This window comes from Pseudomonas sp. BN417 (genome assembly GCF_029871205.1).
GTDB lineage: Bacteria > Pseudomonadota > Gammaproteobacteria > Pseudomonadales > Pseudomonadaceae > Metapseudomonas.
Map to the genome: position 1 here is coordinate 1 of NZ_SSOJ01000020.1, position 23,320 is coordinate 23,320.

Annotated in this window: 22 protein-coding genes; 15 read left to right on the plus strand and 7 right to left on the minus strand. The window is 64.6% G+C overall.

Annotated features, from left to right (window positions below; translation table 11 throughout):
- Nucleotides 1–443: 443 nt before the first annotated feature.
- Nucleotides 444–695: an outer membrane lipoprotei OprI gene (gene oprI / locus E8F11_RS00900; protein WP_003448337.1), complete on the minus strand. Its 252-nt coding sequence runs from the start codon at nucleotides 693–695 to the stop codon at nucleotides 444–446.
- Nucleotides 696–1,150: 455 nt separating this feature from the next.
- Between oprI and E8F11_RS00905 the strand changes: the two genes are divergently transcribed.
- Together E8F11_RS00905 and E8F11_RS00910 are read left to right on the plus strand one after the other, a co-directional pair.
- Nucleotides 1,151–2,422, plus strand: coding sequence for a hypothetical protein (locus tag E8F11_RS00905; RefSeq protein WP_280286925.1), 1,272 nt, complete (start codon nucleotides 1,151–1,153; stop codon nucleotides 2,420–2,422).
- Nucleotides 2,423–2,441: 19 nt separating this feature from the next.
- A complete protein-coding gene (locus tag E8F11_RS00910) occupies nucleotides 2,442–2,726 on the plus strand; it encodes a GNAT family N-acetyltransferase (protein ID WP_280286926.1) in 285 nt (94 codons plus the stop codon).
- A 59-nt stretch (nucleotides 2,727–2,785) separates the two neighbouring features.
- Here the strand turns inward: E8F11_RS00910 and E8F11_RS00915 are convergent, their stop codons facing one another.
- Both E8F11_RS00915 and E8F11_RS00920 read right to left on the minus strand, forming a co-directional pair.
- Nucleotides 2,786–3,862: a 3-deoxy-7-phosphoheptulonate synthase gene (locus E8F11_RS00915; RefSeq protein ID WP_280286927.1), complete on the minus strand. Its 1,077-nt coding sequence runs from the start codon at nucleotides 3,860–3,862 to the stop codon at nucleotides 2,786–2,788.
- A gap of 168 nt (nucleotides 3,863–4,030) precedes the next feature.
- Nucleotides 4,031–4,441, minus strand: coding sequence for a PilZ domain-containing protein (locus E8F11_RS00920; protein WP_280286928.1), 411 nt, complete (start codon nucleotides 4,439–4,441; stop codon nucleotides 4,031–4,033).
- Here E8F11_RS00920 and E8F11_RS00925 point away from each other — a divergent pair.
- From E8F11_RS00925 to cysB, 5 genes are all read left to right on the plus strand, one after another.
- On the plus strand, nucleotides 4,440–4,826 hold the full coding sequence (locus tag E8F11_RS00925; RefSeq protein WP_280286929.1) for a thioredoxin family protein: 387 nt from the start codon (nucleotides 4,440–4,442) through the stop codon (nucleotides 4,824–4,826). The two genes, E8F11_RS00920 and E8F11_RS00925, sit on opposite strands and share 2 nt — an antisense overlap.
- Nucleotides 4,827–5,780 (plus strand): putative 2-dehydropantoate 2-reductase, encoded by a 954-nt coding sequence (locus tag E8F11_RS00930; RefSeq protein ID WP_280286930.1) that lies wholly within the window; start codon nucleotides 4,827–4,829, stop codon nucleotides 5,778–5,780. It abuts the gene before it with no gap.
- 11 nt (nucleotides 5,781–5,791) lie between these two features.
- The gene (locus tag E8F11_RS00935; protein WP_280286931.1) at nucleotides 5,792–6,697 is read left to right on the plus strand and encodes a 5'-nucleotidase; all 906 of its coding nucleotides are present in this window, start codon (nucleotides 5,792–5,794) and stop codon (nucleotides 6,695–6,697) included.
- Between the two features lie 44 nt (nucleotides 6,698–6,741).
- On the plus strand, nucleotides 6,742–7,242 hold the full coding sequence (locus tag E8F11_RS00940) for a universal stress protein (RefSeq protein ID WP_280286932.1): 501 nt from the start codon (nucleotides 6,742–6,744) through the stop codon (nucleotides 7,240–7,242).
- Between the two features lie 119 nt (nucleotides 7,243–7,361).
- Nucleotides 7,362–8,336, plus strand: coding sequence for an HTH-type transcriptional regulator CysB (cysB, locus tag E8F11_RS00945; protein WP_280286933.1), 975 nt, complete (start codon nucleotides 7,362–7,364; stop codon nucleotides 8,334–8,336).
- 228 nt (nucleotides 8,337–8,564) lie between these two features.
- Here cysB and E8F11_RS00950 read toward each other — a convergent pair whose 3' ends face one another.
- Nucleotides 8,565–8,918, minus strand: a complete 354-nt coding sequence (locus E8F11_RS00950; RefSeq protein ID WP_280286934.1) for a hypothetical protein — start codon at nucleotides 8,916–8,918, stop codon at nucleotides 8,565–8,567.
- A gap of 4 nt (nucleotides 8,919–8,922) precedes the next feature.
- On the minus strand, nucleotides 8,923–9,657 hold the full coding sequence (locus E8F11_RS00955; protein WP_280286935.1) for a phosphoadenylyl-sulfate reductase: 735 nt from the start codon (nucleotides 9,655–9,657) through the stop codon (nucleotides 8,923–8,925).
- 193 nt (nucleotides 9,658–9,850) lie between these two features.
- Here E8F11_RS00955 and thrH point away from each other — a divergent pair, with 193 nt between their 5' ends.
- Complete coding sequence (gene thrH / locus E8F11_RS00960) at nucleotides 9,851–10,468, plus strand: bifunctional phosphoserine phosphatase/homoserine phosphotransferase ThrH (protein WP_280286936.1); 618 nt, start codon at nucleotides 9,851–9,853, stop codon at nucleotides 10,466–10,468.
- Between the two features lie 83 nt (nucleotides 10,469–10,551).
- Here thrH and pabB read toward each other — a convergent pair whose 3' ends face one another.
- Entirely contained in the window at nucleotides 10,552–11,901 is a 1,350-nt protein-coding gene (pabB, locus tag E8F11_RS00965; protein WP_280286937.1) for an aminodeoxychorismate synthase component I, read from the minus strand.
- 164 nt (nucleotides 11,902–12,065) lie between these two features.
- Between pabB and E8F11_RS00970 the strand changes: the two genes are divergently transcribed.
- The 7 genes from E8F11_RS00970 to E8F11_RS01000 all read left to right on the plus strand — a co-directional run bounded on the left by E8F11_RS00970 (nucleotide 12,066) and on the right by E8F11_RS01000 (nucleotide 22,834).
- A complete protein-coding gene (locus tag E8F11_RS00970) occupies nucleotides 12,066–14,780 on the plus strand; it encodes a LuxR C-terminal-related transcriptional regulator (RefSeq protein ID WP_280286938.1) in 2,715 nt (904 codons plus the stop codon).
- A complete protein-coding gene (locus E8F11_RS00975) occupies nucleotides 14,777–17,488 on the plus strand; it encodes a LuxR C-terminal-related transcriptional regulator (RefSeq protein WP_280286939.1) in 2,712 nt (903 codons plus the stop codon). The genes E8F11_RS00970 and E8F11_RS00975 overlap by 4 nt, the downstream gene beginning before the upstream one ends.
- A gap of 232 nt (nucleotides 17,489–17,720) precedes the next feature.
- Nucleotides 17,721–18,173, plus strand: a complete 453-nt coding sequence (locus tag E8F11_RS00980) for a DUF6160 family protein (protein ID WP_280286940.1) — start codon at nucleotides 17,721–17,723, stop codon at nucleotides 18,171–18,173.
- An 86-nt stretch (nucleotides 18,174–18,259) separates the two neighbouring features.
- On the plus strand, nucleotides 18,260–19,021 hold the full coding sequence (locus E8F11_RS00985) for a C39 family peptidase (protein WP_280286941.1): 762 nt from the start codon (nucleotides 18,260–18,262) through the stop codon (nucleotides 19,019–19,021).
- A 67-nt stretch (nucleotides 19,022–19,088) separates the two neighbouring features.
- The gene (locus tag E8F11_RS00990) at nucleotides 19,089–20,063 is read left to right on the plus strand and encodes a transporter (RefSeq protein ID WP_280286947.1); all 975 of its coding nucleotides are present in this window, start codon (nucleotides 19,089–19,091) and stop codon (nucleotides 20,061–20,063) included.
- 18 nt (nucleotides 20,064–20,081) lie between these two features.
- Entirely contained in the window at nucleotides 20,082–21,674 is a 1,593-nt protein-coding gene (locus E8F11_RS00995) for an outer membrane protein transport protein (protein ID WP_280286942.1), read from the plus strand.
- 2 nt (nucleotides 21,675–21,676) lie between these two features.
- Complete coding sequence (locus E8F11_RS01000; RefSeq protein WP_280286948.1) at nucleotides 21,677–22,834, plus strand: MalM family protein; 1,158 nt, start codon at nucleotides 21,677–21,679, stop codon at nucleotides 22,832–22,834.
- 99 nt (nucleotides 22,835–22,933) lie between these two features.
- Here E8F11_RS01000 and E8F11_RS01005 read toward each other — a convergent pair whose 3' ends face one another.
- Nucleotides 22,934–23,284 carry an SCO family protein gene (locus E8F11_RS01005; protein WP_280286943.1) on the minus strand — a complete coding sequence of 117 codons (351 nt, stop codon included), beginning with the start codon at nucleotides 23,282–23,284 and terminating at the stop codon, nucleotides 22,934–22,936.
- Nucleotides 23,285–23,320: the final 36 nt, after the last annotated feature.

Sequence of the window (23,320 nt, forward strand, 5' to 3'; positions counted from 1 at the left end):
ATCCCGGCCCCACCCTCGCTGCTCGGTTTCAGACCTGTATGAGCTTCAGGTTTGCTCCGGACTTGCCGGCTTAGTCACCCCTCGCCCGCCTGCGGGGCGAAGAGGTACGCTTTCGGAAGCACCGCTTCCGGTGCCGATGAGCGCCTGAGCGCGAAGCGATCAGGCCGGGGCGCAGGGCGGGGGCCGGGGGAGAGGGCAGCATCCGCCTGCACGGCGCCAATCAATGGCTATCCGACAATCTTGCCCATCCAGCACGAATCCAATGCCTCCCCGAAAATCCGCGAAGAACCTTTTCTTTTGCCTGTCTTTCAGCACTCCCTGCAAGTTGCAGCGCCGATCGAGCTAACGCAGTCGGTCAACTCGTGGAAGAGGGCGGAGAGAAATCGCGGGCAATAAAAAAGCCGACCCAGCAAGCTGGATCGGCTCGATAGCCTGGAAGGCTATTACTTGCGGCTGGCTTTTTCCAGCATGCGCAGGGCGCGCTCGTTAGCCTCGTCAGCGGTCTGCTGGGCTTTCTGAGCGGCGGCCAGAGCTTCGTCAGCCTTGCGGTAGGCTTCGTCAGCACGGGCTTGAGCGCGAGCAGCTGCATCTTCAGTTGCAGTCAGACGGGCTTCAGTTTCTTTGGATACGCTGCTGCAACCGGTGGCCAGAACTGCGGCCAGAGCCAGAGCAGAGAATTTCAGAACGTTGTTCATCGTGTTCCCCTTAAGGTGGACATTTCCATAAAGCAATTCCCCGAGCTTGGGAAATTAGCCGGCGTACATACTACCCATAACTTGTAGTAAGTAAACTGACCTTGTGCAAGGCAAGCACATTTTTTTCAGCTTGCCGGCTAGTTCACGAGCAAACAGCGAGGTCGCTGGTCAAAAAACAGACAGGCTGATTGTTCTTTGATCAGTCGAAACTGCAAGTGTAGGCCCGTGCCGGCGTCGTGGCGGGATTCTGCTCCATATTCTGACAAGCGTTACTGCATCAGGCTGGCAAGGATAGTGTCGGTGCGGTAGTTCGTCATAAAAGTGGAACTTTCTTCAGAGAACCGAGAAATATCTTCGCCTACACAGATGGCTGCCATGGTTGTGCCAGTACGGCGCTGATAAGCTTGCCCGGCTTCCGATATCCGTAGCGAAGCGCAGACTTCAAGGACGTCACTATGTCGAAGATTCTCAAGTGGGGATTGCTGTCGGTTCTGGCTGTAGGCCTGATCATCAAGTTGTCGCTCTGGTGGTCGGTCAGATCCATCATGGACGACGCGATCAGCAAGTTGTCGCCAGTGATGGATATCACTTACGGCGGCATAACTTCTTCCTTCGATGGCCGGGTCGGTCTCGAGAAGCTGCAACTTCGCGTACCGGCGATGGGCGATAGCCTGCAGGTGCAGCAGGCCGAACTGAAGTTCAAGAGCCTGGGCGAACTCCTCAGCTTCAAGGAGCGTCTGGCCGAGGGCAAGTTCCCCGAGCAGATGTCGGTCAGCCTGAAGGGGCTCGCCCTGGAAGTGCACGGCCCCTTCATGCAGCAGCTATATGACACCCCGGCCGAGCGCAGTGTTTTCACCGCGATGAGCGAGGTGGCTTGCGGGCCGGTGCGTAACATTGGCACCAGCGAGTTGCTGGAGATGGGCTACCGCACCCTGGAGACGGACGCGGAGTTCTCTTACCTGTTCCAGCCGGGCGCGCAGAAACTCAGCCTGAACCTCACTTCCGACACCCGGGACATGGGCGAGGTGCGCCTCAGCCTGTCCTTGTCTAACATGTCGGAGAAGCCGGGTGACCTGCGGGTCAATCCGCCGCACCTGTCCAGCGTGATCTTCGAACTGAACGACAACCAGTATCAGCGCAAGCTCCAGCAGTTCTGCGCCGGCAAGCTCGGGCTGTCCGCCGATGCCTATCTGCAGACTGCGATGCAGCGATTCGATAGCGTGTTGCGCAGCCAGCGGATCGCACTGGGCCAGCCGATGCTCGATGCCTACGGCCGTTACCTGAAGGATCCGCAGTCACTGCGGGTGGAGCTGACGCCGAGCGAAGGCATGGCCTGGGACGGCCTACAGTTCTTCGACGCCAAGGATGTGGTGACCATGCTGAAGCCGGCGGTGCTGGTGAACCAGGAGCTGGTGCAACCGGTCGAATTCGCCTGGGTCGACCCGGCGGCGCGCAACGAACCGGCGGCGCTGGAGAAGATCACCGCGGCGCAAGAGAATGAGGAAGTTGCACGTGCCGTGCAGCAGTATGAGTTCGTCAATGTTGCCGACCTGCCGAGCTATGCCGGAAAACGGCTGCAGTTCATCACCTTCGATGGCGCCTATTACCAGGGTGTATTACACAAGGTGGCGAACGGGAAGGCCTATCTCAGCGTCCAATTCGGTTCAGGCACGGCTGAGATGTTCCTTCGGCTGGAAAAGATAGATAAGGTACGGGTAAGGTTTTAAGGCCCACTGAGGAGAAGTGATGAGCGAGGCATTGTCCATCCACCATGACCAGGCAGGTCATCAGTTCGAGACCACCGTGGACGGTCATCGTGCATACCTGGCCTATATGGACTTGGGTAAACAGACGTTGGACATCTATCGCACCTTCGTGCCGAACGTCCTGCGCGGTCGCGGAATCGCCGCGAAGCTGACCGAAACCGCGCTGGAATACGCCGAGGATCATGGCTACACCGTGATTCCATCCTGCTCCTACGTGGAACGCTACATAGAGCGTCGCCAGCGCCAGGTCCAGCGCAACGGCTGAGCCGGGGCGCAAAGAAAAACGCCGGGCAATTGCCCGGCGTTTTCGTTTCTGCGTCTGCTTCAGCCGCGCTGGCGCTTGGGCAGGACGTCCTTGAGTTTGGCATGCATGCTGCGCAGGGCTTTCTCGGTGGTGTCCCAGTCGATGCAGGCATCGGTGACGGACACGCCGTACTTCAGCTGGTCGAGGTCCTTCGGGATCGACTGGCTGCCCCAGCCCAGGTGGCTTTCCACCATCAGGCCGACGATGGAGTTGTTGCCTTCCAGGATCTGGTTGGCGACGTTGTCCATGACCAGCGGCTGCAGGGCAGGGTCCTTGTTGGAGTTGGCGTGGCTGCAGTCGACCATGATGTTCGGGCGGATGCCCGCCTTGGTCAGTTCCTGCTCGCAAATGGCAACGCTGACCGAATCGTAGTTGGGCTTGCCATTGCCGCCGCGCAGCACCACGTGGCCATAGGCGTTGCCCTTGGTGGTTACGATGGAGACGCCGCCTTCCTGGTTGATACCGAGGAAACGGTGCGGGCTGGAAACCGACTGCAGGGCGTTGATCGCCACGGTCAGGCTGCCGTCTGTGCCGTTCTTGAAGCCGACCGCGGAGGACAGGCCGGACGCCATTTCGCGGTGGGTCTGGGATTCGGTGGTGCGGGCGCCGATGGCCGACCAGCTGATCAGGTCCTGCAGGTATTGCGGGGAGATCGGGTCCAGCGCTTCGGTGGCGGTGGGCAGGCCTTTTTCGGCCAGGTCGCGCAGCAGCTGGCGGCCGATGTGCAGTCCGTCCTGGATCTTGAAGGAGTCATCCAGGTACGGATCGTTGATCAGGCCTTTCCAGCCGACGGTGGTGCGCGGCTTCTCGAAGTACACGCGCATGACCAGGAAGAGGGTGTCGGACAGCTCTGCGGCCAAGCCCTTGAGGCGGTCGGCGTATTCGTGAGCGGCCTTGATGTCGTGGATGGAGCAGGGGCCCACCACCACGAACAGGCGATGGTCCTTGCCATCGAGGATGTTGCGCACCACCTGGCGACCGTTGGCCACGGTGTCCAGGGCGTCATCGGTCAGGGGAATCTCGAGTTTCAACTGCTCCGGCGTGATCAGGGTCTCGTTGGAGGCAACGTTAAGGTCGTCGATCTGTAAATCAGCCATCGTGCTTTTCATCGTTCAGGGTCGTCAGGTCACGGGTGCCGGCCGCCAGCGATCCCCGTACGGCGGAGAGCACAGCAGTAATAACGCGGCGGGGTGGGGAACCTTAACGCTTTCCACGCGGCCTCGACAATGGCGAATGCGCGCGCCGGACGGGGAATTTGCATGATTTCAGACGGGGGCGAAGTCCGCCGCGTGCAGGGCGATCCATTCCTGCGCCACCGCCTCCGGAGCCAGGGCGTGGCCAATGGCCTCCTCGCGCTGTTTGCGGTACTGCTCGATCAGGCAGATCTGCTCCACCATCCGTGCGCGGAACATGTTCTCCTCGTCGGTGAAGGCCACACCGATCATATAGTCCTCAGCCTCCTTGCGGCACCAGGCGACCGTCCCGGAGAAGCGCGCCTGCTCGCCCAGCAGGGGAATGCAAAACTCTATGGCGGTGCCGCGGCGAAAGGCCCGCACGGAGTTGCACGCAACCCCACCCAGGCTGATATCGTGCAGCCGCTGCAGGGGCATATGCCTGCCCTTGCGCTGAACCAGCTCCACGGGCATCTCCGTGGGGTGACGCAGGAACTGACGCATGACCGCGAACTCCCGATGCCAGGAAATCGGCATCGCACAAGACACTATAGTGGCCGAGCAGGAGCTGACCGACTTCGACGCCGATCACCTCCTGCTCGACCTGCTGGGCACCTCCCTGGTGGTATTCACTAGCACGGGCTGTGCCAGTTGCCGCTGGGCCCGCCAGCACCTGCCGGGCGCCGCGCTGCCAGTGGAACGATTGTGCTGGATAGATGCCGGCAATAATGGTGGGCTGGTCCAGCGTTATGAGGTATTTCACCTGCCTGCGTTATTCGTGGTCCGCAATGGCCGTTTCCATGGCGCGCTGCATTCCAGCCTGCGGCGCGACGATCTGATTCAAGCCCTGGACCGGGCACTGGCCCGGCCAGCAGAGGAGCTTCCCTAGATGAGTTCAAGCAAACCGCGCATCGGCATCATCGGCACCGGCGCCATCGGCGGCTTTTATGGCGTGATGCTGGCCCGTGCCGGCTTCGATGTGCATTTCCTGCTGCGCAGCGAGTTCGACGCCGTGGCCGGCCGTGGCCTGCAGCTGAACAGTATGGTCCATGGCGTCCAGGCACTGTTCCCGGTGCAGGCCTACCGAGATGCCGCCGAGATGCCGCCCTGCGACTGGCTGCTGGTGGGCGCCAAGACCACCAGCAACGCCGCCTTGGCGCCGGTCATCGCCCAGGCCGCGGCGCCGGGCGCCAAGGTGGTGCTGCTGCAGAACGGCCTTGCCGTGGAGGATGAACTGCGTCCGCTGCTGCCCGACTCCCTGCACCTGCTCGGCGGCCTCTGCTACATCTGCGTGCACCGATCGGCGCCCGGGGTGATCGAGCACCAGTCCCTGGGCGCAGTGAACCTCGGTTACCACTCCGGGCCGGCCCGCGACGACGCGGAGCGCCAGGCGCTTGCGGAGGAGGGCTCGGCCCTGTTCAAGGCTGCCGGTATCGACTCGGCAGCCATGGCCAACCTGGAGCAGGCGCGCTGGCAGAAGCTGGTCTGGAACGTGCCCTACAACGGCTTGTCGGTGCTGCTGAATGCCGGCACTACTGCGCTGATGGGCAATCCGGATAGCCGCGAGCTGATCCAGGCGATCATGCAGGAAGTGGTGGACGCCGCCACCGCCTGCGGCCACCGCATTCCGGAAAACTTCGCCGCGAAGCTGCTGAGTTCCACCGACCGCATGCCCGACTACCTGCCGAGCATGTACCACGACTTCGTGCAGAAGCGTCCGCTGGAACTCGGGGCGATCTACGAAGCGCCACTCGCTGCGGCTGCTGTGGCTGGCTTCGAGATGCCGCGCATCCGCGCGCTCTACCAGGCGCTACGCTTCATCGATGCACGCAACCAAGGCTGAGGCGGGACTAAATGGGCGCAGGACTGGGTGACAAGCTGGTACTGGCGATTTCGTCGCGGGCGCTGTTCGATCTGGACGAAAGCCACCGTGTCTACGAAGCGGAAGGCATCGAGGCCTACCGCCAGTACCAGATCGACCACGAGGACGAGGTGCTGGCCCCCGGCGATGCCTATCCCCTGGTGGAAAAGCTGCTGCGCCTGAACGAGGCGCTGGACCAGCCGCGGGTGGAAGTCATCCTGGTCTCGCGCAACAGCGCCGACACCGGCCTGCGCGCCTTCAACTCCATCCAGCACTACGGCTTGGGCATCTCCCGCGCGGCCTTCGTTGGCGGGCGCAGTCCTGAGCCGTACCTGCGCGCCTTCGGTTGCCACCTTTTTCTCTCCACCCATGCCGAGGATGTACGCCGGGCGCTGCAGAGTGGCTATGCGGCCGCCACCATCCTCTCCGGCGGGCCGCGCCGGGCGGCGAGCAACGAGCTGCGCATCGCCTTCGACGGCGACGCCGTGCTCTTCTCCGACCACTCGGAGCGCATCTACCAGAGCGGCGGCCTCGAAGCCTTCCAGGCCCACGAGCGCGATTCTGCTCGTGAACCGCTGGACGGCGGCCCCTTCAAGCCATTCCTGTCGGCTCTCAACAGGCTGCAGCAGGAGTTCCCACCGGATGCCTGCCCGATCCGTACGGCGCTGGTCACCGCACGTTCCGCGCCGGCCCACGAACGGGTCATCCGCACTCTGCGCGACTGGGATATCCGCCTGGACGAGTCCTTCTTCCTCGGCGGGCTGGAAAAGGCCGCCATTCTCGAGACCTTCGGCGCCGACGTGTTCTTCGACGACCAGGCTGGGCACTGCGAAAAAGCCCGCGACGTGGTGGCCACCGGGCACGTTCCCCATGGTGTGAGCAACGAGCCACAGTTCTGACTAAGCTCATTTGAGGCCAGCCAAGCATGGCGGTAGGAGGCCTCATGATCCGCTCCATTCTGTATGCCACGGACCTCGGTCTCTATGCTCCCTATGTACTGCAACACGCCCTTTCCCTCGCCCGGGCCTTCAACGCCCAGCTTTACGTGGTGCACGCGGTCGAGCCCCTCGGCCTGTTCGCCGAGTCGGTGCTGCAGACCTACCTCGACGACGACACGCTGAAGGAGTTGCGTGCCAAAGGTCTTGGCACCGTCATGTCGAGCATCGAACAGCGGGTGCTGGAAGGCTTTCGCGACGAAATGGGCGAAGCCGTCCATGACCTCGACATGATCCGCGCCGTGCGCGTGGTCCAGGGAGATCCACCGCTGGTCATCCTGGAAGAAGTGCAGAAACTTTCGGTGGACCTGCTCGTGGTGGGGAGCCACAGCCATGGCACTTCGCTGGACACGCCGCTCGGCCGGACGGCGGCGCGGCTGGTGCAGTTGTCCGAAGTGCCGGTGTACCTGGTCCCCATGCTCCAGCATCGCGGACGCGGCGACTTCTGATCGCCGCTGGTCGTGCCGCGTGCAAATCAGAAAAAAACGTCTAGTTTTATTCAGCAAACCATTAATATGGTTATAAACGCCGTCAACCTCTTGCGGCGTCATTGCTTTGAGGATTGCCTATGAAGCTCCAGCAATTGCGCTACATCTGGGAAGTTGCGCACCACGACCTGAACGTGTCCGCCACTGCACAAAGTCTCTACACCTCGCAGCCGGGCATCAGCAAGCAGATCCGCCTGCTGGAAGACGAGCTCGGCGTCGAGGTATTCGCCCGCAGCGGCAAGCACCTCACTCGCGTGACGCCGGCCGGGGAACGCATCATCACCACGGCCGGGGAAATCCTGCGCAAGGTCGAGAGCATCAAGCAGATCGCCCAGGAGTTTTCCAACGAGAAGAAGGGCACCCTCTCCATCGCCACCACCCACACCCAGGCGCGCTACGCGCTGCCGCCGGTGATTGGCGGCTTCATCAAGCAGTACCCGGACGTCTCCCTGCACATGCACCAGGGCACGCCGATGCAGATCGCCGAGATGGCCGCCGACGGCACCGTCGATTTCGCCATCGCCACCGAGGCGCTGGAGCTGTTCGGCGACCTGGTGATGATGCCCTGCTACCGCTGGAACCGTTGCGTCATCGTGCCCCAGGGGCACCCCCTGGCCAAGCTGCCGAAGCTGACCCTCGAAGCCCTGGCCGAACACCCGATTGTGACCTATGTCTTCGGCTTCACCGGCCGCTCGAAGCTGGACGAAGCCTTCAGCCATCGCGGTCTGACGCCGAAAGTGGTGTTCACCGCCGCCGACGCCGACGTGATCAAGACCTATGTGCGCCTGGGGCTGGGTGTGGGCATCGTGGCCAAGATGGCCGTCGACGCCAAGCTCGACAGCGACCTCGTGGTGCTGGATGCCAGCGAGCTGTTCGAGGCCAGCGTGACCAAGATTGGTTTCCGCCGCGGCACCTTCCTCCGCGGTTTCATGTGCGACTTCATCGAGAAATTCGCCCCGCACCTGACTCGCGACGTCCAGGCCAAGGCCGTGCAGTGCCACAACAAGGCGGAACTGGACGAGCTCTTTCATGGTGTGGAACTGCCCACCTACTGAGTGCGGTTTGCAAAGGAAAGCCCGGCGATTGCCGGGCTTTTTCATTGGGGTCGTTCGTAGGGTAGGGCGGGCGGCGCTCCGCGAGCGGAGCGATACCCATAGCTCCGGGCTGATGGAATCGCGTTGCGCGGTCTTGCGCACATTCGTTGGGCTTCGCGTAGCTCAGCCACAACCTACGGGGCGTACCGGCGTTGACGAAGCCCACCGATATCCGTGCCCAGGCGTCAGCTAGAGCCTGTCCAGGCCGTTGCGATTGGCGAGGTCCTTGAGCTGCTCGACTTCGGCGTCGGTGGCGGCGGGAGTAAGTGAGGGAGGCTGCAGCACGTCGCGAAGGAAGGCGAGGAAGACGGTGTAGACCTGCTCCCGGCCATCGTCATGGCGCACTACGAAGAAGGGCGCGGTTTCCACGCCGTAGTGTTGCGCGACCATCCAGCCGGCGCTGGCCGGGTTGCGTTCGTCTGCCACCAGGATGCGGTCGATCCGCCCGAGGTGGCCGCCGCGCTCCAGGCGCTCCATCACATCCCGGCACTTGCGGCAGTCCTGGCCGTCGGCCAGGAGCTTCTTCACCAGGGTGATGCGCATGGCCTCAGGCCTTGCTGATCAAGTTGCCGGCGTGCAGCCCACACTCCTTCTGGGTGGCTTCCTCCCACCACCAGCGGCCTTCGCGCTCGTGCTGGTTCGGCAGCACCGGGCGGGTGCAGGGCTCGCAGCCGATGCTGACGAAACCGCGCTCGTGCAGCGGGTTGTAGGGAATCTCCAGCATGCGGATATAGGCCCAGACTTCCTCGCTGGTCATCTGCGCCAGGGGGTTGAACTTGTACAGCGGCTTGTCCGGTGTGGAGAAGGCGCTGTCCACTTCCAGCACGGCGACCTGCGAGCGGGTACCCGGGCTCTGGTCACGCCGCTGGCCGGTGGCCCAGGCCTTGACCGTGGACAGCTTGCGCCTGAGCGGCTCGATCTTGCGGATGCCGCAGCACTCGCCGTGGCCGTCCTTATAGAAGCTGAACAGCCCCTTCTCCTTGACCAGGGGCTCCAGCAGGCGCGGGTCCGGCGACAGCACCTCGATGGCGATGCCGTAGTGCTCGCGGACCTGTTCGATGAAACGATAGGTCTCGGGATGCAGGCGGCCGGTGTCGAGGCTGAACACCTTGACGTTCTTGTTCAGCTTCCAGGCCATGTCCACCAGCACCACATCTTCGGCGCCGCTGAAGGAGATCCACAGCTCGTCGCCGAAATGCTCGAAGGCAAGCTTGAGGATGTCCTGGGGGGACTTGTTGGCGTAGGCCGTCGCCAGTTCGGTGACGTCGAAGGGGTGGCTCATCAGGCAGGCTTCCTTATAGGGAGTGGCGCTGGGCGCGCTCTATGACGCGCATCTTAACAAAGGCGGGTTATGCCCCTAAATAACCATCAGGAAGTACCCCTGCCATATTCGGCTATAAGAGCCGCGTTGCGCCGCCAGGGGCGAGCGGATAGAGTGCCGCCTCCAATCAAAAAGCCATGCGGGGAAACTGCTCGTGGAAATCGCCTGTCTCGACCTTGAAGGTGTACTGGTTCCGGAAATCTGGATTGCCTTCGCGGAAAAAACCGGAATCGACGCGCTCAAGGCGACTACCCGTGACATCCCGGACTACGACGTGCTGATGAAGCAGCGCCTGCGCATCCTCGACGAACATGGCCTGAAGCTCTCCGATATCCAGGAAGTCATCGCCACGCTGAAGCCGCTGGAAGGCGCCGTCGAGTTCGTCGACTGGCTGCGTGAGCGCTTCCAGGTGGTCATCCTCTCCGACACCTTCTACGAGTTCTCCCAGCCGCTGATGCGCCAACTGGGCTTCCCGACGCTGCTCTGCCACCGACTGATCACCGACGAGACCGATCGTGTAGTCGACTATCAGCTGCGCCAGAAGGACCCCAAGCGCCAGTCGGTGATCGCTTTCAAGAGCCTCTACTACCGTGTGATCGCGGCCGGCGACTCTTACAACGACACCACCATGCTCAGCGAAGCCCACGCCGGCATCCTCTTCCATGCCCCGGAAAACGTGATTCGCGAGTTCCCGCAGTTCCCGGCGGTGCACACCTACGAAGACCTCAAGCGCGAGTTCATCAAGGCCTCCAACCGCCCGTTGAGCCTCTGAGCCACCGCCCATGAAAAAGCCCGCGAAAGCGGGCTTTTTCATTTCGAGTCGCGGAGGTTGGCCTGACCTTGTGGGTAGCCGGCTCAGTCGCCCAACCCCTCCAGCGTCTCCATCAACACCTTCACCTTGGTGATGGATTCCCGGTACTCCTCCTGCCAGTCGGAGTCGGCGACTATGCCGCCGCCGCCCCAGCAGCTGGCCTGGCCGTCCTTCACCAGCACGGTGCGGATGGCGATGGAGCTGTCCAGTTCGCCACGCACGTCCAGGTAGAGCAGGGAGCCGCAGTAGATCGAACGACGGGTCGGTTCCAGCTCATCAATGATCTGCATGGCGCGGATCTTCGGGGCGCCGGTGATGGAGCCGCCGGGGAAGCTGCCGGTAATCAGGTCCAGGGCGTCCTTGTCCGCGGCCAGGCGGCCGGTGATGGCGCTGACCAGGTGGTGCACGTTGGGGTAGCTCTCCAGGGCGAAGAGCTCAGGCACCCGCACCGAACCTATGGCGCAGCTGCGTCCCAGGTCGTTGCGCAGGAGGTCGACGATCATCAGGTTCTCGGCGCGGTCCTTGCGGCTGGCCAGCAGCTCATCGGCCTGGGCGCGGTCTTCCTCCGGCGTGCGCCCGCGTGGCCGGGTGCCCTTGATCGGGCGGGTTTCCACCTGCCCCCGGCTGACCTTGATGAAGCGCTCCGGCGACAGGCTGAGGATCGCGCCACCACCGGCCAGCGCCTGGAAGCCGGCGAAGGGCGTCGGGCAGGCAGTGCGCAGGGCCTGGTAGGCGGCCCAGGGGTCGCCCTCGCAAGGGGCCTGGAAGCGCTGGGTGAAGTTCACCTGATAGCAGTCGCCGGCCTGGATATAGGTCTGTACCCGCTCGATCGCCTGTCGGTAAGTGCTTTCCGCCAGGTTGGCGGCAAAGGGGGCTCGCAGGCGGAAGTGGCCGGCGGGCGCGCTGCCGGACTCATTGAACAGGGCGATCAGGCGTTGCCGCTCCTCCTCGTCCAGGCTCGGGTGGAATACCAGCTGACTGGTGCGCGCCTGATGGTCGCTGACCAGCGCCCAGGCATAGAGGCCGATCTGCGCATCCGGCAATTGCAGGTCGTCGATGGCCTGCTCGGGCAGGTGTTCCACGCGGCGGCCGAAGTCATAGGCCAGGTAACCGATGAGTCCGCCGACGAACGGTAGCTCGACTCCAGCAGGCAACTCGGCCTCGCCAAGCCCTGCCAGAGCCTCCCGAAGGCGCTGGGCGAAGTCGTTGGCCGATTCGCCCGGCTCCGCCGCAAACGCTGCCAATGGCCAGGCGCTGAATAGGTCATAGCGTCCACGGCTGGCGACCGGGCGGCCGGCATCCAGCAATACGGCGCCGGGCGCCTGGCGGAGCAGGGCGAAGCGTTCGCCGGGAGATTCGTGGTAGGGCAGGGCGTGCAGATGGCAGTCAGGCATAGGGGGACGCGGGCAGGATGCAAGCGCGGATTCTAGTCTGCCTGCAGTGTTGATCCTAGAGCCATTTCCGAAGTTTACGGGGGAAAAGCATTCTGATAATTATGGACAAATCCCACGGAGATGTACCTCCGTTCCACAACGATAACGACATAGGGATTCAGGCAGTGGACGCAGTTCTCAACCCCGCAGCCGGTAGCCATCAGCGCTCCAAACTCGTAACCCCCCAGGCATCCGCCGATTACTTGCCCAGGCCCCAGGTCCAGGCCGCACTGGCCGCTCATCCCCATGCCCGTCTCCTGCTGTTCTCGGCCCCGGCCGGATTCGGCAAGACCACGGCCCTGGCGGCCCTGGCCGAACAGCGGCGCGCCGCCGGCAGCGCTGTCGCCTGGTTTTCCCTGGAAGCCGAGGACGACGACCCGGCGCGCTTCTACCAGCAACTGATCAAGACCCTCGGCGAAGCCGTGCCCGGATTGGGCGACTACGCCCGGGGCTACCTGCAGAACACCATGCAGGTGCCGGTCAACGCCGTGCTGGAAAGCCTGCTGGTGGATGTTGCCCGGCACAGCGACCCGCTCCTGCTGGTGCTGGACGACCTGCACCTGATCAAGGACCCGGAACTCTACGCCGCCCTCGGCCGGCTGGTGCGCCTGGCCCCGGCCGGCTTCAGCCTGGCGGTCGGCAGCCGTTCGTTGCCGCCGCTCAGCCTGGCCACCCTGCGGGCCAAGGGCTGGCTGCTGGAGATCGGCCTCGACGAGCTGCGCCTCTCCGCCGAAGAAACCCGTGACTACCTGGCCCGCTCCGGCCTGCAACTGGATGATGCCGTATTGGCGGCGCTGCACAGCCATACCGAAGGGTGGGCGATCGGGGTGCAGCTGGCGAGCCTCTGGTTGCGCCACCAGCCCCAGGCCGCCGAGCAGATGGAGCGTCTGGGCAGCGACCAGGCCACGGTCGGCCAGTACCTGCTGGCCAGCGTCTTCGAACAGTTGCCCGCCGAGCTGCAGGACGCCCTGCTGGCGCTCGGCATCGCCAGCCAGCTCAGCGGCGACCTGGCCAACGCCCTGACCGGCCGCCACGACGGCCAGGCCCTGCTGGAGCAGCTGGAAACGATGCAGCTGTTCCTCCTGCCGCTCGACCGCGAGCGCCAGTGGTACCGCTTCCACCACCTGTTCGCCGACTTCCTCCGCGGCCGCCTCAAGGCCAGCGACCCGGAGCGCCTCAAGCAGCTGCACTTCAACGCCAGCCTGTGGTTCACCAACCACCACATGCAGAACCTCGCCATCGAGCACGCGAGCCTCGCCGAAGACCCGGAGATGCTCGCCGCCCTGGTGGACGGCTGCGGCCTGGACCTGATCAACCGCGGCCAGTTGAACAAGATCTACCGCTGGCGGCAGAAGGTGCCGGACGAGATCGCCGAGCGTTACCCAACCCTGATACTGGCCGATGTCTGGAACCGCGCTACGGAAATGGCGCTGCCGGAAGCCAACCGGATGCTCGACGAGCTGCTGGAGCGCTGGGGCGGCGCCCGTGCCGAGACCCAACTGAGCGACAAGTACCTGGCTACCCTGGCGGTCAAGGCCGCCATCGCCCTGCAGAAGGACGACCTGGACCTCTGCGTGACCATCGCCCGCCGGGTGGAGGCCCAGCTCGGCCGCAACCAGGCCTTCCTCGAAGTGGCCATCCTGGTGATCGGCGCCATGGCCCAGGTGGCCCTTGTCCAGCCGGGGCAAGCGCGACGCCTGCTGGCCCTGGCCCAGCAGCGCAACCACTTCCTCGAAGGCCGCTACCTGGACATGCAACTGGCCAACGTGGAAATCCTCCTGGCGCTGGAGCAGGGGCTGGTCAAGCAGGCCCAGAAGCTCGATGAGCAGATGCGCGCCCAGGTCATGCCAGCACTCGGCGAGAAGTCCCGGGCCATGGCGCTGCCGGTGATAGTCGAATCCCTGATCGCCTACCAGCAGGGCCGCCTGGCCGGCCTGGAAGAGCGCCTGGCCGCCGCGCTGACCCATATCGACGTCATCCGTCCCATCGACATCTACGCCCAGGGCATGCTCTTCCTCGCGCGCATCCAGCGCATGCACGGCAAGCCCAAGGAAGCCCAGGCTACCCTGGTGCTGATGCAGAATCTCGCCGCGCGCAACCAGTCCTGGCGCTTCTACGCGCGGGCGGTGGCCGACGAGATATCGCTGATCCTCCAGGAGCCGGGGGCCGACCGCATCAAGCGCGCCGAGCAGCGTTTCAAGGGCGTGGACTGGAACAAGCTGGCCGGAGGTGGCGGCCAGGACGGCGCCAACTCGGCGCTCTGGGTGCAGGGGCTGATCCGCGTGCGCCTGCAGCAGGCCCGCGGCCATTTCAGCGAAGCGCTGCACGAGATCACCCAGTTGCGTGGCAAGTTGCAACCCAACTGGCACGGCCTGCTGCGCCTGCGCCTCGACCTGCTGGCGGCCCTCAGCTACCAGCGCCTGGGCTATCAGGAGCGGGCCCAGAGCCTGCTGGTGCAGTGCCTGCTCAGCGCCGAGCGCGAAGGGGTGCGCAGCCTCTTCATCGAAGAGGGCGACGCCATTCGCCAGTTGCTCCAGCAGCTGGAGGCGGCCGAGCGGCAGCCGGCATTGCAGGGTTTCATCCGCGACCTGCTGGCGGCCTGGCCGGGGCCGGACGCGCGCAAGTCCCAGGATGTGCTCGAGGAGGGCCTCACCGACCGCGAGCGCGAGGTGGTCTGCCTCGCCGCCAAGGGGCTGTCCAACGAAGAGATAGGTCAGCAGCTCGCCCTGGCGCTGGGGACCGTGAAGTGGCACCTGCACAACATCTACGAAAAGCTCAAGGTACGTAACCGGACCCAGGCGATCCGACGTGCCCGCGAGCTGGGGCTGCTCGAACCATGACCGATCTCTGCCTGTCCCGTCCGCAGCAGATTCCCTTGCTGCGCACCAAACTGTTCCCGGCCGATGCAGGGGGCCGCCCGCTGCTGCCGCGCCGCGCCCTGATCGAGCGCCTGCTCGCCGCCCGTGACCGTCGCGTGCTGATCCTCAGCGCCCCGGCCGGCTTCGGCAAGAGCACCGTGCTCAGCCTGTTCCGCCAGCTCCTGCAGGCCAAGGGTGCGCATGTCGCCTGGCTGTCCTGCGACGAGGCCGACAGCGAGCCGCAGCGCCTGCTGCAATACCTGGTGGCGGCGGTGGATGCGGCGCTGCCGGGGTTCGGCGGCAACACCGTGGGCCTGTTGCAGGGCGATGTGAACTGGCCCATCGAAGCGGTGATCGATGCCTTCGTCAGCGACCTCAAGCGCATCGACGGCGAGCTGTACCTGATGCTCGACGACTTCCACCGCATCCGCCATGTCGCCCTGGACCAGGGCGCGCGCTACCTGATCGAGAACCTGCCGCCGCGGGTGCACCTGGTCAGCAGCACGCGCTACACCCCGCGCCTGCTGTTCAGCGAGTCCGAGTCCCTGCTGTTCAAGGCCGAGGACCTGCGCCTGACCCTGGACGAAGCCGGGGCCTACTTCCGCGAGGTCCGCCAGTTGCCGCTGTCCGCTGACGAGATCCGGCTGCTGCACACCCGCACCGAGGGCTGGATCACCGCGCTGCACCTGGCCAGCCTGGCCCTGGCCCGGCATCCCGACCGCACGGCGTTCCTCGCCAGCCTCAGCGGCACCGAGCGCGACATCGCCGACTACCTGACCGAGGACGTGCTCGACAGCTTGCCGCAATCGCTGCAGCAGTTCCTCGACCAGACCTCGGTGCTGGACGAGTTCTGCGCAGACCTGTGCAATGCCCTGACCGGCCGCCGCGATGGCCTCGACATGCTGATGCGCCTGCAGCGCGAGCAGCTCTTCGTGATTCCCCTGGACGAGCAGGGCGAGTGGTTCCGTTACCATCACCTGTTCGCCGAATTCCTCCAGGGCCGACTGCTGCGCAAGACCGACGCGACGCCGCTGCTGCATGCCGCCGCGCGCTGGTGCGAAAGCCACGACCTGCCGGACCGCGCCATCAAGTACGCCCTGCGCGGCCGCGACTTCGCCTTCGCCGCCGAACTGCTGGAGCGCCAGGGCGCGCGGCTGATCGCTGGCAACCGGGTCTACGGCATCCTCTCCATGCTCAAGGCGGTACCGGCCGAGGTCATCCGCGAGCATCCGGTGTTCCAAATCTTCTATGCCTGGCAGCTGGCCTTCGAGCAGCGTTTCGCCGAGTCCGAGGCGCTGATCGAGGAAGTCAACACGCGCCTTTTGCAGGGACGCGGCAAGGTGATCCACTTCGGCCTCGGCGAGCTGCTGGCCGCGTCCCAGGTGCTCAAGGCACTGGTGATGCTCTACCAGGACAAGCTGGAGGCCTGCCTCAAGGTTGCCCGCCAGTGGCTCGGCATGGTGCCGGACAACCAGCCGGTGTTCCGCGCCAGCCTGGCCTGCGTGCAGGCCGCGGCGTACGCGCTGATGGGCGAATTCGGCGAAGCGGCCAAGGCCATAGCCGTCGCCCGCGACAACCTCAGGCTGGTGGACAGCGAATACCTGCACGTGATGACCAGCCTGATCGAGGCCCTGATCTGCAAGGAAAGCGGCGAGCTGGAGCGCGGCCGCGCCATCGCCGAAACCGCGCGGGCGCGGGTGGAGCGGGTGTTCGGCCGGCGCAGTCGGGTGGGCGGGCCGCTGGCCCTGGCCTATGCCGACCTGTTGTACGAACAGGATCGCCACGCGGCGATTCTCGCCGAGCTGCCCCTGGCCACCACCTGGCGCGACGTGGCGACCCCCGTTGAGCTGATCAGCCGCGGCCAGTTGGTGATGGCGCGGGCGCGCTTCTTCGCCGGCGAACCGGAGCAGGCCCTGGCCCAGCTCGACGAATGGTTGGCTGGCTTGCAGGGTGCCGGCTACGAACGGGTGTTCGCCCACGGCATGGCCTGCAAGGTGCAGTTCCTGCTCTGGCTGCGGCGGCCCAATGAGGCCGAACGCATCTGCCTGCAACTGCAACAGCACCTGGCCGTGCTGCCGCTGGCGCGCTACGCCGATGCCCATACCGCCCTGGCCCTGACCGAAGCCCGCCTGGCCCTCAGCGAGCGGCGCCCGGAGCGGGCTCAGGCCAGTCTGGAAAACTGCCTGGCGCGACAGCAGGACGAGCATCAACGCGACCGGCGGCTACGCCTGTCGCTGTTACTTTCTGTGGCGTATTGGCGCAGAGGTAACAGCGAAAAAGCCTTCGCCCTGTTCCAGAACACCCTGGAAGAAGCCTGGAACCGTGGTTACCGCCGGCTATTCGAGGACGACGCACTCTGGCTGCTGCCGTTCTGGGACGCCTGGCGCGCCGCCGAGCCGAAGCGCGCCAGCGCCTGGCAGGGGGTGGCCGAAAGCCTGCGCGAACAATGCCGCCGGCTTGCCGTTGATCCGGATACTTTCGATGAAAATCAAGATGTTAGCCATCGTGAGCGAGAGATCCTGCGCTATGTCGCGGCCGGTCTTTCCAACCGCGATATCGCCCAGGCGGTGCACCTGTCGGAAGCCACCATCAAGTGGCACCTGCACAACCTGTTCGCCAAGCTCGGCGTGCGCAGCCGCACCCAGGCGGTACTGAAAGGAAAGAGCCTGGGTCTCCTGAGTGAGGCCTGAGGTGGGGTGACCCCGCTGGCCTCCATCCCTTGGATGGGCTGGCAGGCGGGGAGGGGGTCAGTAGCTTTGTTCCCAGGTCGAGAAGCTCGGTGCTTCACGAATCCTCGCCGGATGCGCCTAGGGAAGCAGTGTCCGGCCTGGAGATCGGCGTCAGCCGGTCCGACTGCCGCTGACAGGAGTCGGCGGCAGGCCCTGGGGCAACCCACCTGTGAACTTTGGAGATAAGAAAAATATGAAAAGCTTCAAACAACTGGCTCTGGCTGCTGCTGTACTCGCTGCTCCCTTCATGGCCCAGGCCGACCTCCGGGCCATGGACGATTCCGCGCTGTCCGGTGTGACCGGCCAGGACGGCATCAGCATCTCCGGCAGCTTCAACGGCAGCATTGGCAGCGTGGTCTACACCGACTCCGAAACCACCGGCGGCACCACCACCTCCGGCACCCTGCGCCTGGAAACCATTTCCTTCACCGGCTTCGACATCCTCGACAGCGACCCGCTGAAGATCGACGTCATCGACGGTGGCGCTGGCGGCAACGACAAGCTGCAGATCAGCCTGCCGGCCATCACCGGCCAGCTCGCCGTCGGCGCCATCCGCGTCGGCGACGCGAGCGCCGCCAGCATCGGTTCCCTGGCCGTCAACAACATGAACATGTCCGGCACCACCATCAAGGTCTGGGGCCACTGATAGCCGCGTTCATCCTGTAACCCGGGAAACCCCGTCGGCCGCTGCCGACGGGGCCTTTCCCCGCAAGCCCTGTAGTCGGAACGGCAATGATCGAAATCCTGGTTGGCAGTTTGCTGGGTCTGTTCGGCTTCACCCAGGCGGTGGATACCAAGCCGCAGCCGCAAGGCGCGGTGAATATCAGCCAGCCGCTTACCCCCAACGGGCCCTATCGCGAAACGGCGGTGGTCGAGCCCATGAGCCAGTTGCAGTTCCGCAACGTCATCCGCCAGGCCTACGACTACAGCTGCGGCTCGGCCGCGCTGACCAGCCTGCTGGACTACTACCTGGGCCGCAACCTGGAAGAGCGCCAGGTGATGGAAGGCCTGCTGCGTTACGGCGAGGCCGAGAAGATCGTCGAGCGCCGCGGTTTCTCGCTGCTCGACATGAAGCGCTTCGTCAGTGCCCTGGGCTACAAGAGCGGCGGCTTCCGTGCCGAGTTCGGCGACCTCGACGCCCTGGAGCACCCGGCCATCGTTCCGATCCACTATGGCGGCTTCAAGCATTTCGTGGTGGTACGCGATGTCTACAACGACCATGTGTTCGTCGCCGACCCCGCCCTTGGCAACATCAGTTTCACCCGTGCCCGTTTCGAGGAAATCTGGGACCAGAACGTCCTCTTCGTGATCTTCCCCTCGGGCAACGAACCCCGGAATGCCATGGCCCTGACCGAGCGCGACCTGCGCCTGGTGGACGATCGCACCGTCAGCCTGCTGGCGTTCCAGACATTTCCGCAGATCACCAAATTCACCGAGAACGAAATCGATGAACTCGGCTCGGGGGGCGATATCCGCTACATCCGCCGCAAGTGATACCCGCACATAACAAGAAAGACCTGGGGATAGCACCATGGGACCAAGGGAATACGCATGGCTGGCCATGCTGGTGCTCTGTACCAGTCTGCCGCTGCAAGCCGAGGAAACCTCGGTGGAGGACGCGCGTGACGCGCTGAGCAAGAAAGAGGACGACGCCGACAGCGCCAAGGCGTTGGAGGAAGTCTTCCAGGCATCGGAGAAGAGCTACACGCTGCTGAAGAAGGGCGAGCGCACGCTCACCTACGGCTTCGACTACTCGCTGGTGCGCGACACCCAGATCGAGACCTTCCGCACCGGCAGCAACGTCTACAGCGTGCTCAGCCAGAGCGAGGCCCAGCACACCTTCACCAACTCCTTCACCTTCGACTACGGGGTGTGGGACAACCTGACCTTCAGCGTGCGCCTGCCCTTCGTCGCCAAGTACGACACCGAGCGCGACCTGAATGTCTACAGCCTCGGTGACATCTCCGCCTCCCTGCGCTGGCAGCCCTGGTCCTCCACCCGCGGGCGCCCGGTTACCACGCTCTTCGCCACCCTCGGCCTCCCCACCGGAGAGAGCCCGTACGACATCAACTCCGAGAATGACCTGTCCACCGGCAGCGGCTATTACAGCCTGGGCGTCGGCGCCAACATGTCCTACGTGATCGACCCGGTCGTGCTCTTCGGCTCCGTCGGGTACACCTACAACCTGCCGGTGCACGACATCCACCAGATGCGCGGCGGGCGCATCCTGGAAGACGTGGAGCCGGGCGACACCCTCAACTTCAGCATGGGCTTCGCCTACGCGCTGTCCTACGACGTGTCCCTGGCCACCTCCTACCAGATGGCCTACAGCATGGCGCCCACCTACAAGTTCCAGAACGACAACCTGGAGGGCACCGAACAGACCAGTTCGATCATGAACTTCTCCCTCGGCCTGCGGACGTCGCCTGACTACATCGTCAACGTCAACGCCGGCTTCGGCATGACCGAGGATTCACCGGACGTACTCCTGGGGCTCTCCGTGCCTCTCGACATCAAGGGCCTCAAGGCCCAGTAACCGGCGAGCGAGTACCTCATGAGCATGCAACTGTCGCCGCTTGCGCGGGCGATTGCCGGGGTCGGCTTGTGCTGGGCGGGCCTGGCCCAGGCGCAACTGGCCAACGACCTGACCATCGGCAACCCCAAGGCAATGGCCATGGCCAACGCCGTCACGGCAGATTCCTCCGGGATCGACGCCGTGCACTACAACCCGGCCGCCCTGACCAAGCTCAAGGGCCGCCAGAGCACGGTGAAGCTCCTCACCGGGGTGATGGATATCCGTGCCCGATTCGAGGCGCCGGAGGACTACGGCTTCCTCGGCTTCGACGACGACCCGGTGAAGAACTCCAGCAGCCGCACCATGACCCCGGCCATGTACCTGCCCGGCATGGGCGGCATGACCGAGGTGCCGGTGCTCTTCGCGCCGCTGGCCGGGCTCTCGATCAACCCGCCGGGCTCCAAGTTCACCTTCGCCACCAACGTCTACGCGCCCATGGCCCTGGGCTACTCGCGGGACTCGGACAGCGACCCGGCGCGTTACCAGGGACGTGAAGTGGCCCTGCAGCGCATCACCTACTTCTCGCCCTCGGTGGGCTACCAGATGAACGACGAGCTGGCGCTGGGCCTGTCCATCGGCTTCTCCCACCAGGCCATGGCGCTCAACCAGGATTTCCGCAACCCGGGCTTCCTCACCGGCCTGACTCGGCTGTTCAACGAGTTCCTCTGCCTGCCGGGGATGGGCGAGGTGGTGTCCGGGCTGGTCAACGTCTGTGGCGGCAAGATCGGCCCCTTCGACAGCCTCGCCAACATGGACCTGGACCTGCAGCAGTCGCTGTCGCCCACCTACAACATCGGTGTCCTCTGGGAGCCCACCGACTGGTTCGCCTGGGGCGCCACCTACCAGAGCGAGGCGCGCATGCACCTGCAGGGCAAATACCGCGTCGACTACAGCAAGGAGTGGCAAGGCTTCTGGTCGGGCCTGCAATCCTCGCTGTTCGGCCAGGTGCTGAGCCCGATCTTCCCCAATGGCAATGTCGACGAAGAGTCCGGCAACGCCTCCCTCGACATGACCTATCCGGACAACTTCTCCACTGGCATCAAGCTCAAGCCCTCCGAGCGCTGGCAGGTCAACGCCGACCTGAAGTGGAGCGGCTACAGCGACTGGAACGAATTCGAGATCGAGTTCGACCGTGAGCTGGACCTGCTGCGCATCGCCAAGACCTTCGGTGGCGGCAAGGCCACCGATACCAGCATCATCCTCGACCGTGGCTACCGCGATACCTGGAGCTGGGCCCTGGGCGTGCAGTACCAGTGGAACGACCGGCTGGCCCTGCGCGCCGGCTACGAATGGCGTCCCTCGGCCATCCCAGACGACAAGGCCGACGTGCTCGCGCCCATAGGCGATGCGCACCTCTACGGCCTGGGACTCGGTTACCGCTGGGACAAGGACACCAACATCGACATCGGCTTCAACTACTTCACCTCCAGGCAGAGCACCAAGGCCGACAGCAGCTGCAACCTCAACTGCACCGGCATCGACAACCTGGTCTACAACCCCTACGCGGGCCAGAACGTCGAGACCTCGGTGAAGGCCTACATCCTCGCCCTGACCTACCAGACGACCTTCTGATGATGAAAGCATCCATCCTGCTCATCGCCCTGACCCTTGCCGGCACCGCCCAGGCCACCGGCGGCCGCTACCTGACCTGGATCGACGACCAGGGCCGGGTACACAACACCTTCGTCGACGGCCGCTACAGCGAGCAGCAGCGCCAGGCCGCCAAGCGCATCGCGCAGAGCGACCAGGCGCGCCTGCAGGATGACGACGGCACCCGCTGGCCCGGCAGCCAAACCAGTGGCGAGAGCAAGCGGCGCTATTTCACCTGGGTGGACGCCAGCGGCAACCTGCAGAACAGCTTCTACGCCGCCGGCCAGGTGGAATCGGGCCAGCGCGATTTCGTCCTGCCCAATGGCCAGCGCTCGGCCGAGTACATAGACGCCGACGTGCTGGAAGGGCGCGGCTACTCCCGACCGGAACAGGGGCCGGCCTATTTCACCTGGGTCGATGAACAGGGCCGCACCCACAACTCGCCGGTGCCGGCACGGGGCAAGGAGGAGGGGCAGGGTGCGGAACGACCGGGCCCCATCGCCTATACCGAGAGCCGCGAACTGGAGTTCAAGCGCAAGGCCGCACTGCTGCCTTCCCTGGACGGCCAACCCAGCGCCGCCATGAAGGCCTTGCTCGAAGGCAGCGAGGAGCGGGGCGAGGCCCTCTACCAGAGCCTGGTGGACCGCTGCTGCGGCCAACTGTCGGACGACGCCTTCACCGAGGTCTCGGCCGAGGAGCCGCGCTTCGAGGAGTTGAACAACCTGTCCCCCAGCTTCGATTTTCCCATGGGCCGGAGTTATTACAGCGCCCTCAAGCTGCCGCGCTCGCAGCACAGCTATGGCCTGCGCATCCGCAGCTTCGCCAACCGCCAGGTGGTCTATCCCTCGCTGCTGTTCCTCGACGACGCCAAGCGCCCGACCCGCCTGGTGAGCGACGCCGTCTACCAGTTGCACGGCGAGACCTGGTATCGCTACGCCTACATAGAAGGCACGGTGCAGGTCCGCGCCAACCAGGGCGAACGCTACGTGCTGCTGCTCACCACCAACGAGGACCGCAGCCTGCAGACCCTGGACAACAAGCCCTTCAAGCGCCCCCTGCAGGACCTGGCACTGAGCGAGTCGGGCATGCAGGTGCACGAGCACGCCGACCGGGGCTCTTTCGAGCTGGCCATCGTCAAGTAGGGAGGAGGCGCTCTTGTAGGGGCGAATTCATTCGCCAAGGGCGGCGAAGCTGCCTCAGTTGGCGAAAGCTCCTTGTGGGGGCGAATTCATTAAGCCAGTTCACTGCAGGGTGATGGAGTACATGAAGACATCCCGCTCGGCGCGCTCGCCGAGGAGCTTCTGGGTGCCGCGCAGGTTGGCGGTCATGGTCGGACAGAGGCCGCCGCACAGGGTGTACATCATGTTGAAGGCCACCACCTTGTCGCGCACCAGGTCGTCGTAAAGCTTCACGCGTCGGCCTTCGTGGGAGTAGAGGGTGACGTTGGGGAAGTAGCGGGCGCCGAAGCTGTCGCCCTCGGCGTACTCGGGTTCGGGTGCGGTCCAGTCGCGGCCGACGAGGCCGCTACCCAGGGCGGCCAGGCCCGCGGCAGCCACACCGGCGTCGAACAGCAGGTTTCTGCGAGTGTTCATCTGGCATCTCCAGTAACGATCGAGGATTGGCTGTGG

Excerpts from the sequence above, each read along its gene's own strand:
- E8F11_RS00905 (WP_280286925.1), top strand. The coding sequence starts at position 1,151 with ATGTCGAAGATTCTCAAGTGGGGATTGCTGTCGGTTCTGGCTGTAGGC.
- cysB (WP_280286933.1), top strand. The coding sequence starts at position 7,362 with ATGAAGCTCCAGCAATTGCGCTACATCTGGGAAGTTGCGCACCACGAC.
- E8F11_RS00925 (WP_280286929.1), top strand. The coding sequence starts at position 4,440 with ATGACCGCGAACTCCCGATGCCAGGAAATCGGCATCGCACAAGACACT.
- E8F11_RS00920 (WP_280286928.1), bottom strand. The coding sequence starts at position 4,441 with ATGCGTCAGTTCCTGCGTCACCCCACGGAGATGCCCGTGGAGCTGGTT.
- E8F11_RS00930 (WP_280286930.1), top strand. The coding sequence starts at position 4,827 with ATGAGTTCAAGCAAACCGCGCATCGGCATCATCGGCACCGGCGCCATC.
- E8F11_RS00985 (WP_280286941.1), top strand. The coding sequence starts at position 18,260 with ATGATCGAAATCCTGGTTGGCAGTTTGCTGGGTCTGTTCGGCTTCACC.
- oprI (WP_003448337.1), bottom strand. The coding sequence starts at position 695 with ATGAACAACGTTCTGAAATTCTCTGCTCTGGCTCTGGCCGCAGTTCTG.
- E8F11_RS00935 (WP_280286931.1), top strand. The coding sequence starts at position 5,792 with ATGGGCGCAGGACTGGGTGACAAGCTGGTACTGGCGATTTCGTCGCGG.
- pabB (WP_280286937.1), bottom strand. The coding sequence starts at position 11,901 with ATGCCTGACTGCCATCTGCACGCCCTGCCCTACCACGAATCTCCCGGC.
- E8F11_RS00995 (WP_280286942.1), top strand. The coding sequence starts at position 20,082 with ATGAGCATGCAACTGTCGCCGCTTGCGCGGGCGATTGCCGGGGTCGGC.
- E8F11_RS00980 (WP_280286940.1), top strand. The coding sequence starts at position 17,721 with ATGAAAAGCTTCAAACAACTGGCTCTGGCTGCTGCTGTACTCGCTGCT.
- E8F11_RS00975 (WP_280286939.1), top strand. The coding sequence starts at position 14,777 with ATGACCGATCTCTGCCTGTCCCGTCCGCAGCAGATTCCCTTGCTGCGC.
- E8F11_RS00940 (WP_280286932.1), top strand. The coding sequence starts at position 6,742 with ATGATCCGCTCCATTCTGTATGCCACGGACCTCGGTCTCTATGCTCCC.
- E8F11_RS01005 (WP_280286943.1), bottom strand. The coding sequence starts at position 23,284 with ATGAACACTCGCAGAAACCTGCTGTTCGACGCCGGTGTGGCTGCCGCG.
- E8F11_RS00915 (WP_280286927.1), bottom strand. The coding sequence starts at position 3,862 with ATGGCTGATTTACAGATCGACGACCTTAACGTTGCCTCCAACGAGACC.
- E8F11_RS01000 (WP_280286948.1), top strand. The coding sequence starts at position 21,677 with ATGAAAGCATCCATCCTGCTCATCGCCCTGACCCTTGCCGGCACCGCC.
- E8F11_RS00955 (WP_280286935.1), bottom strand. The coding sequence starts at position 9,657 with ATGAGCCACCCCTTCGACGTCACCGAACTGGCGACGGCCTACGCCAAC.
- E8F11_RS00990 (WP_280286947.1), top strand. The coding sequence starts at position 19,089 with ATGCTGGTGCTCTGTACCAGTCTGCCGCTGCAAGCCGAGGAAACCTCG.
- E8F11_RS00950 (WP_280286934.1), bottom strand. The coding sequence starts at position 8,918 with ATGCGCATCACCCTGGTGAAGAAGCTCCTGGCCGACGGCCAGGACTGC.
- E8F11_RS00910 (WP_280286926.1), top strand. The coding sequence starts at position 2,442 with ATGAGCGAGGCATTGTCCATCCACCATGACCAGGCAGGTCATCAGTTC.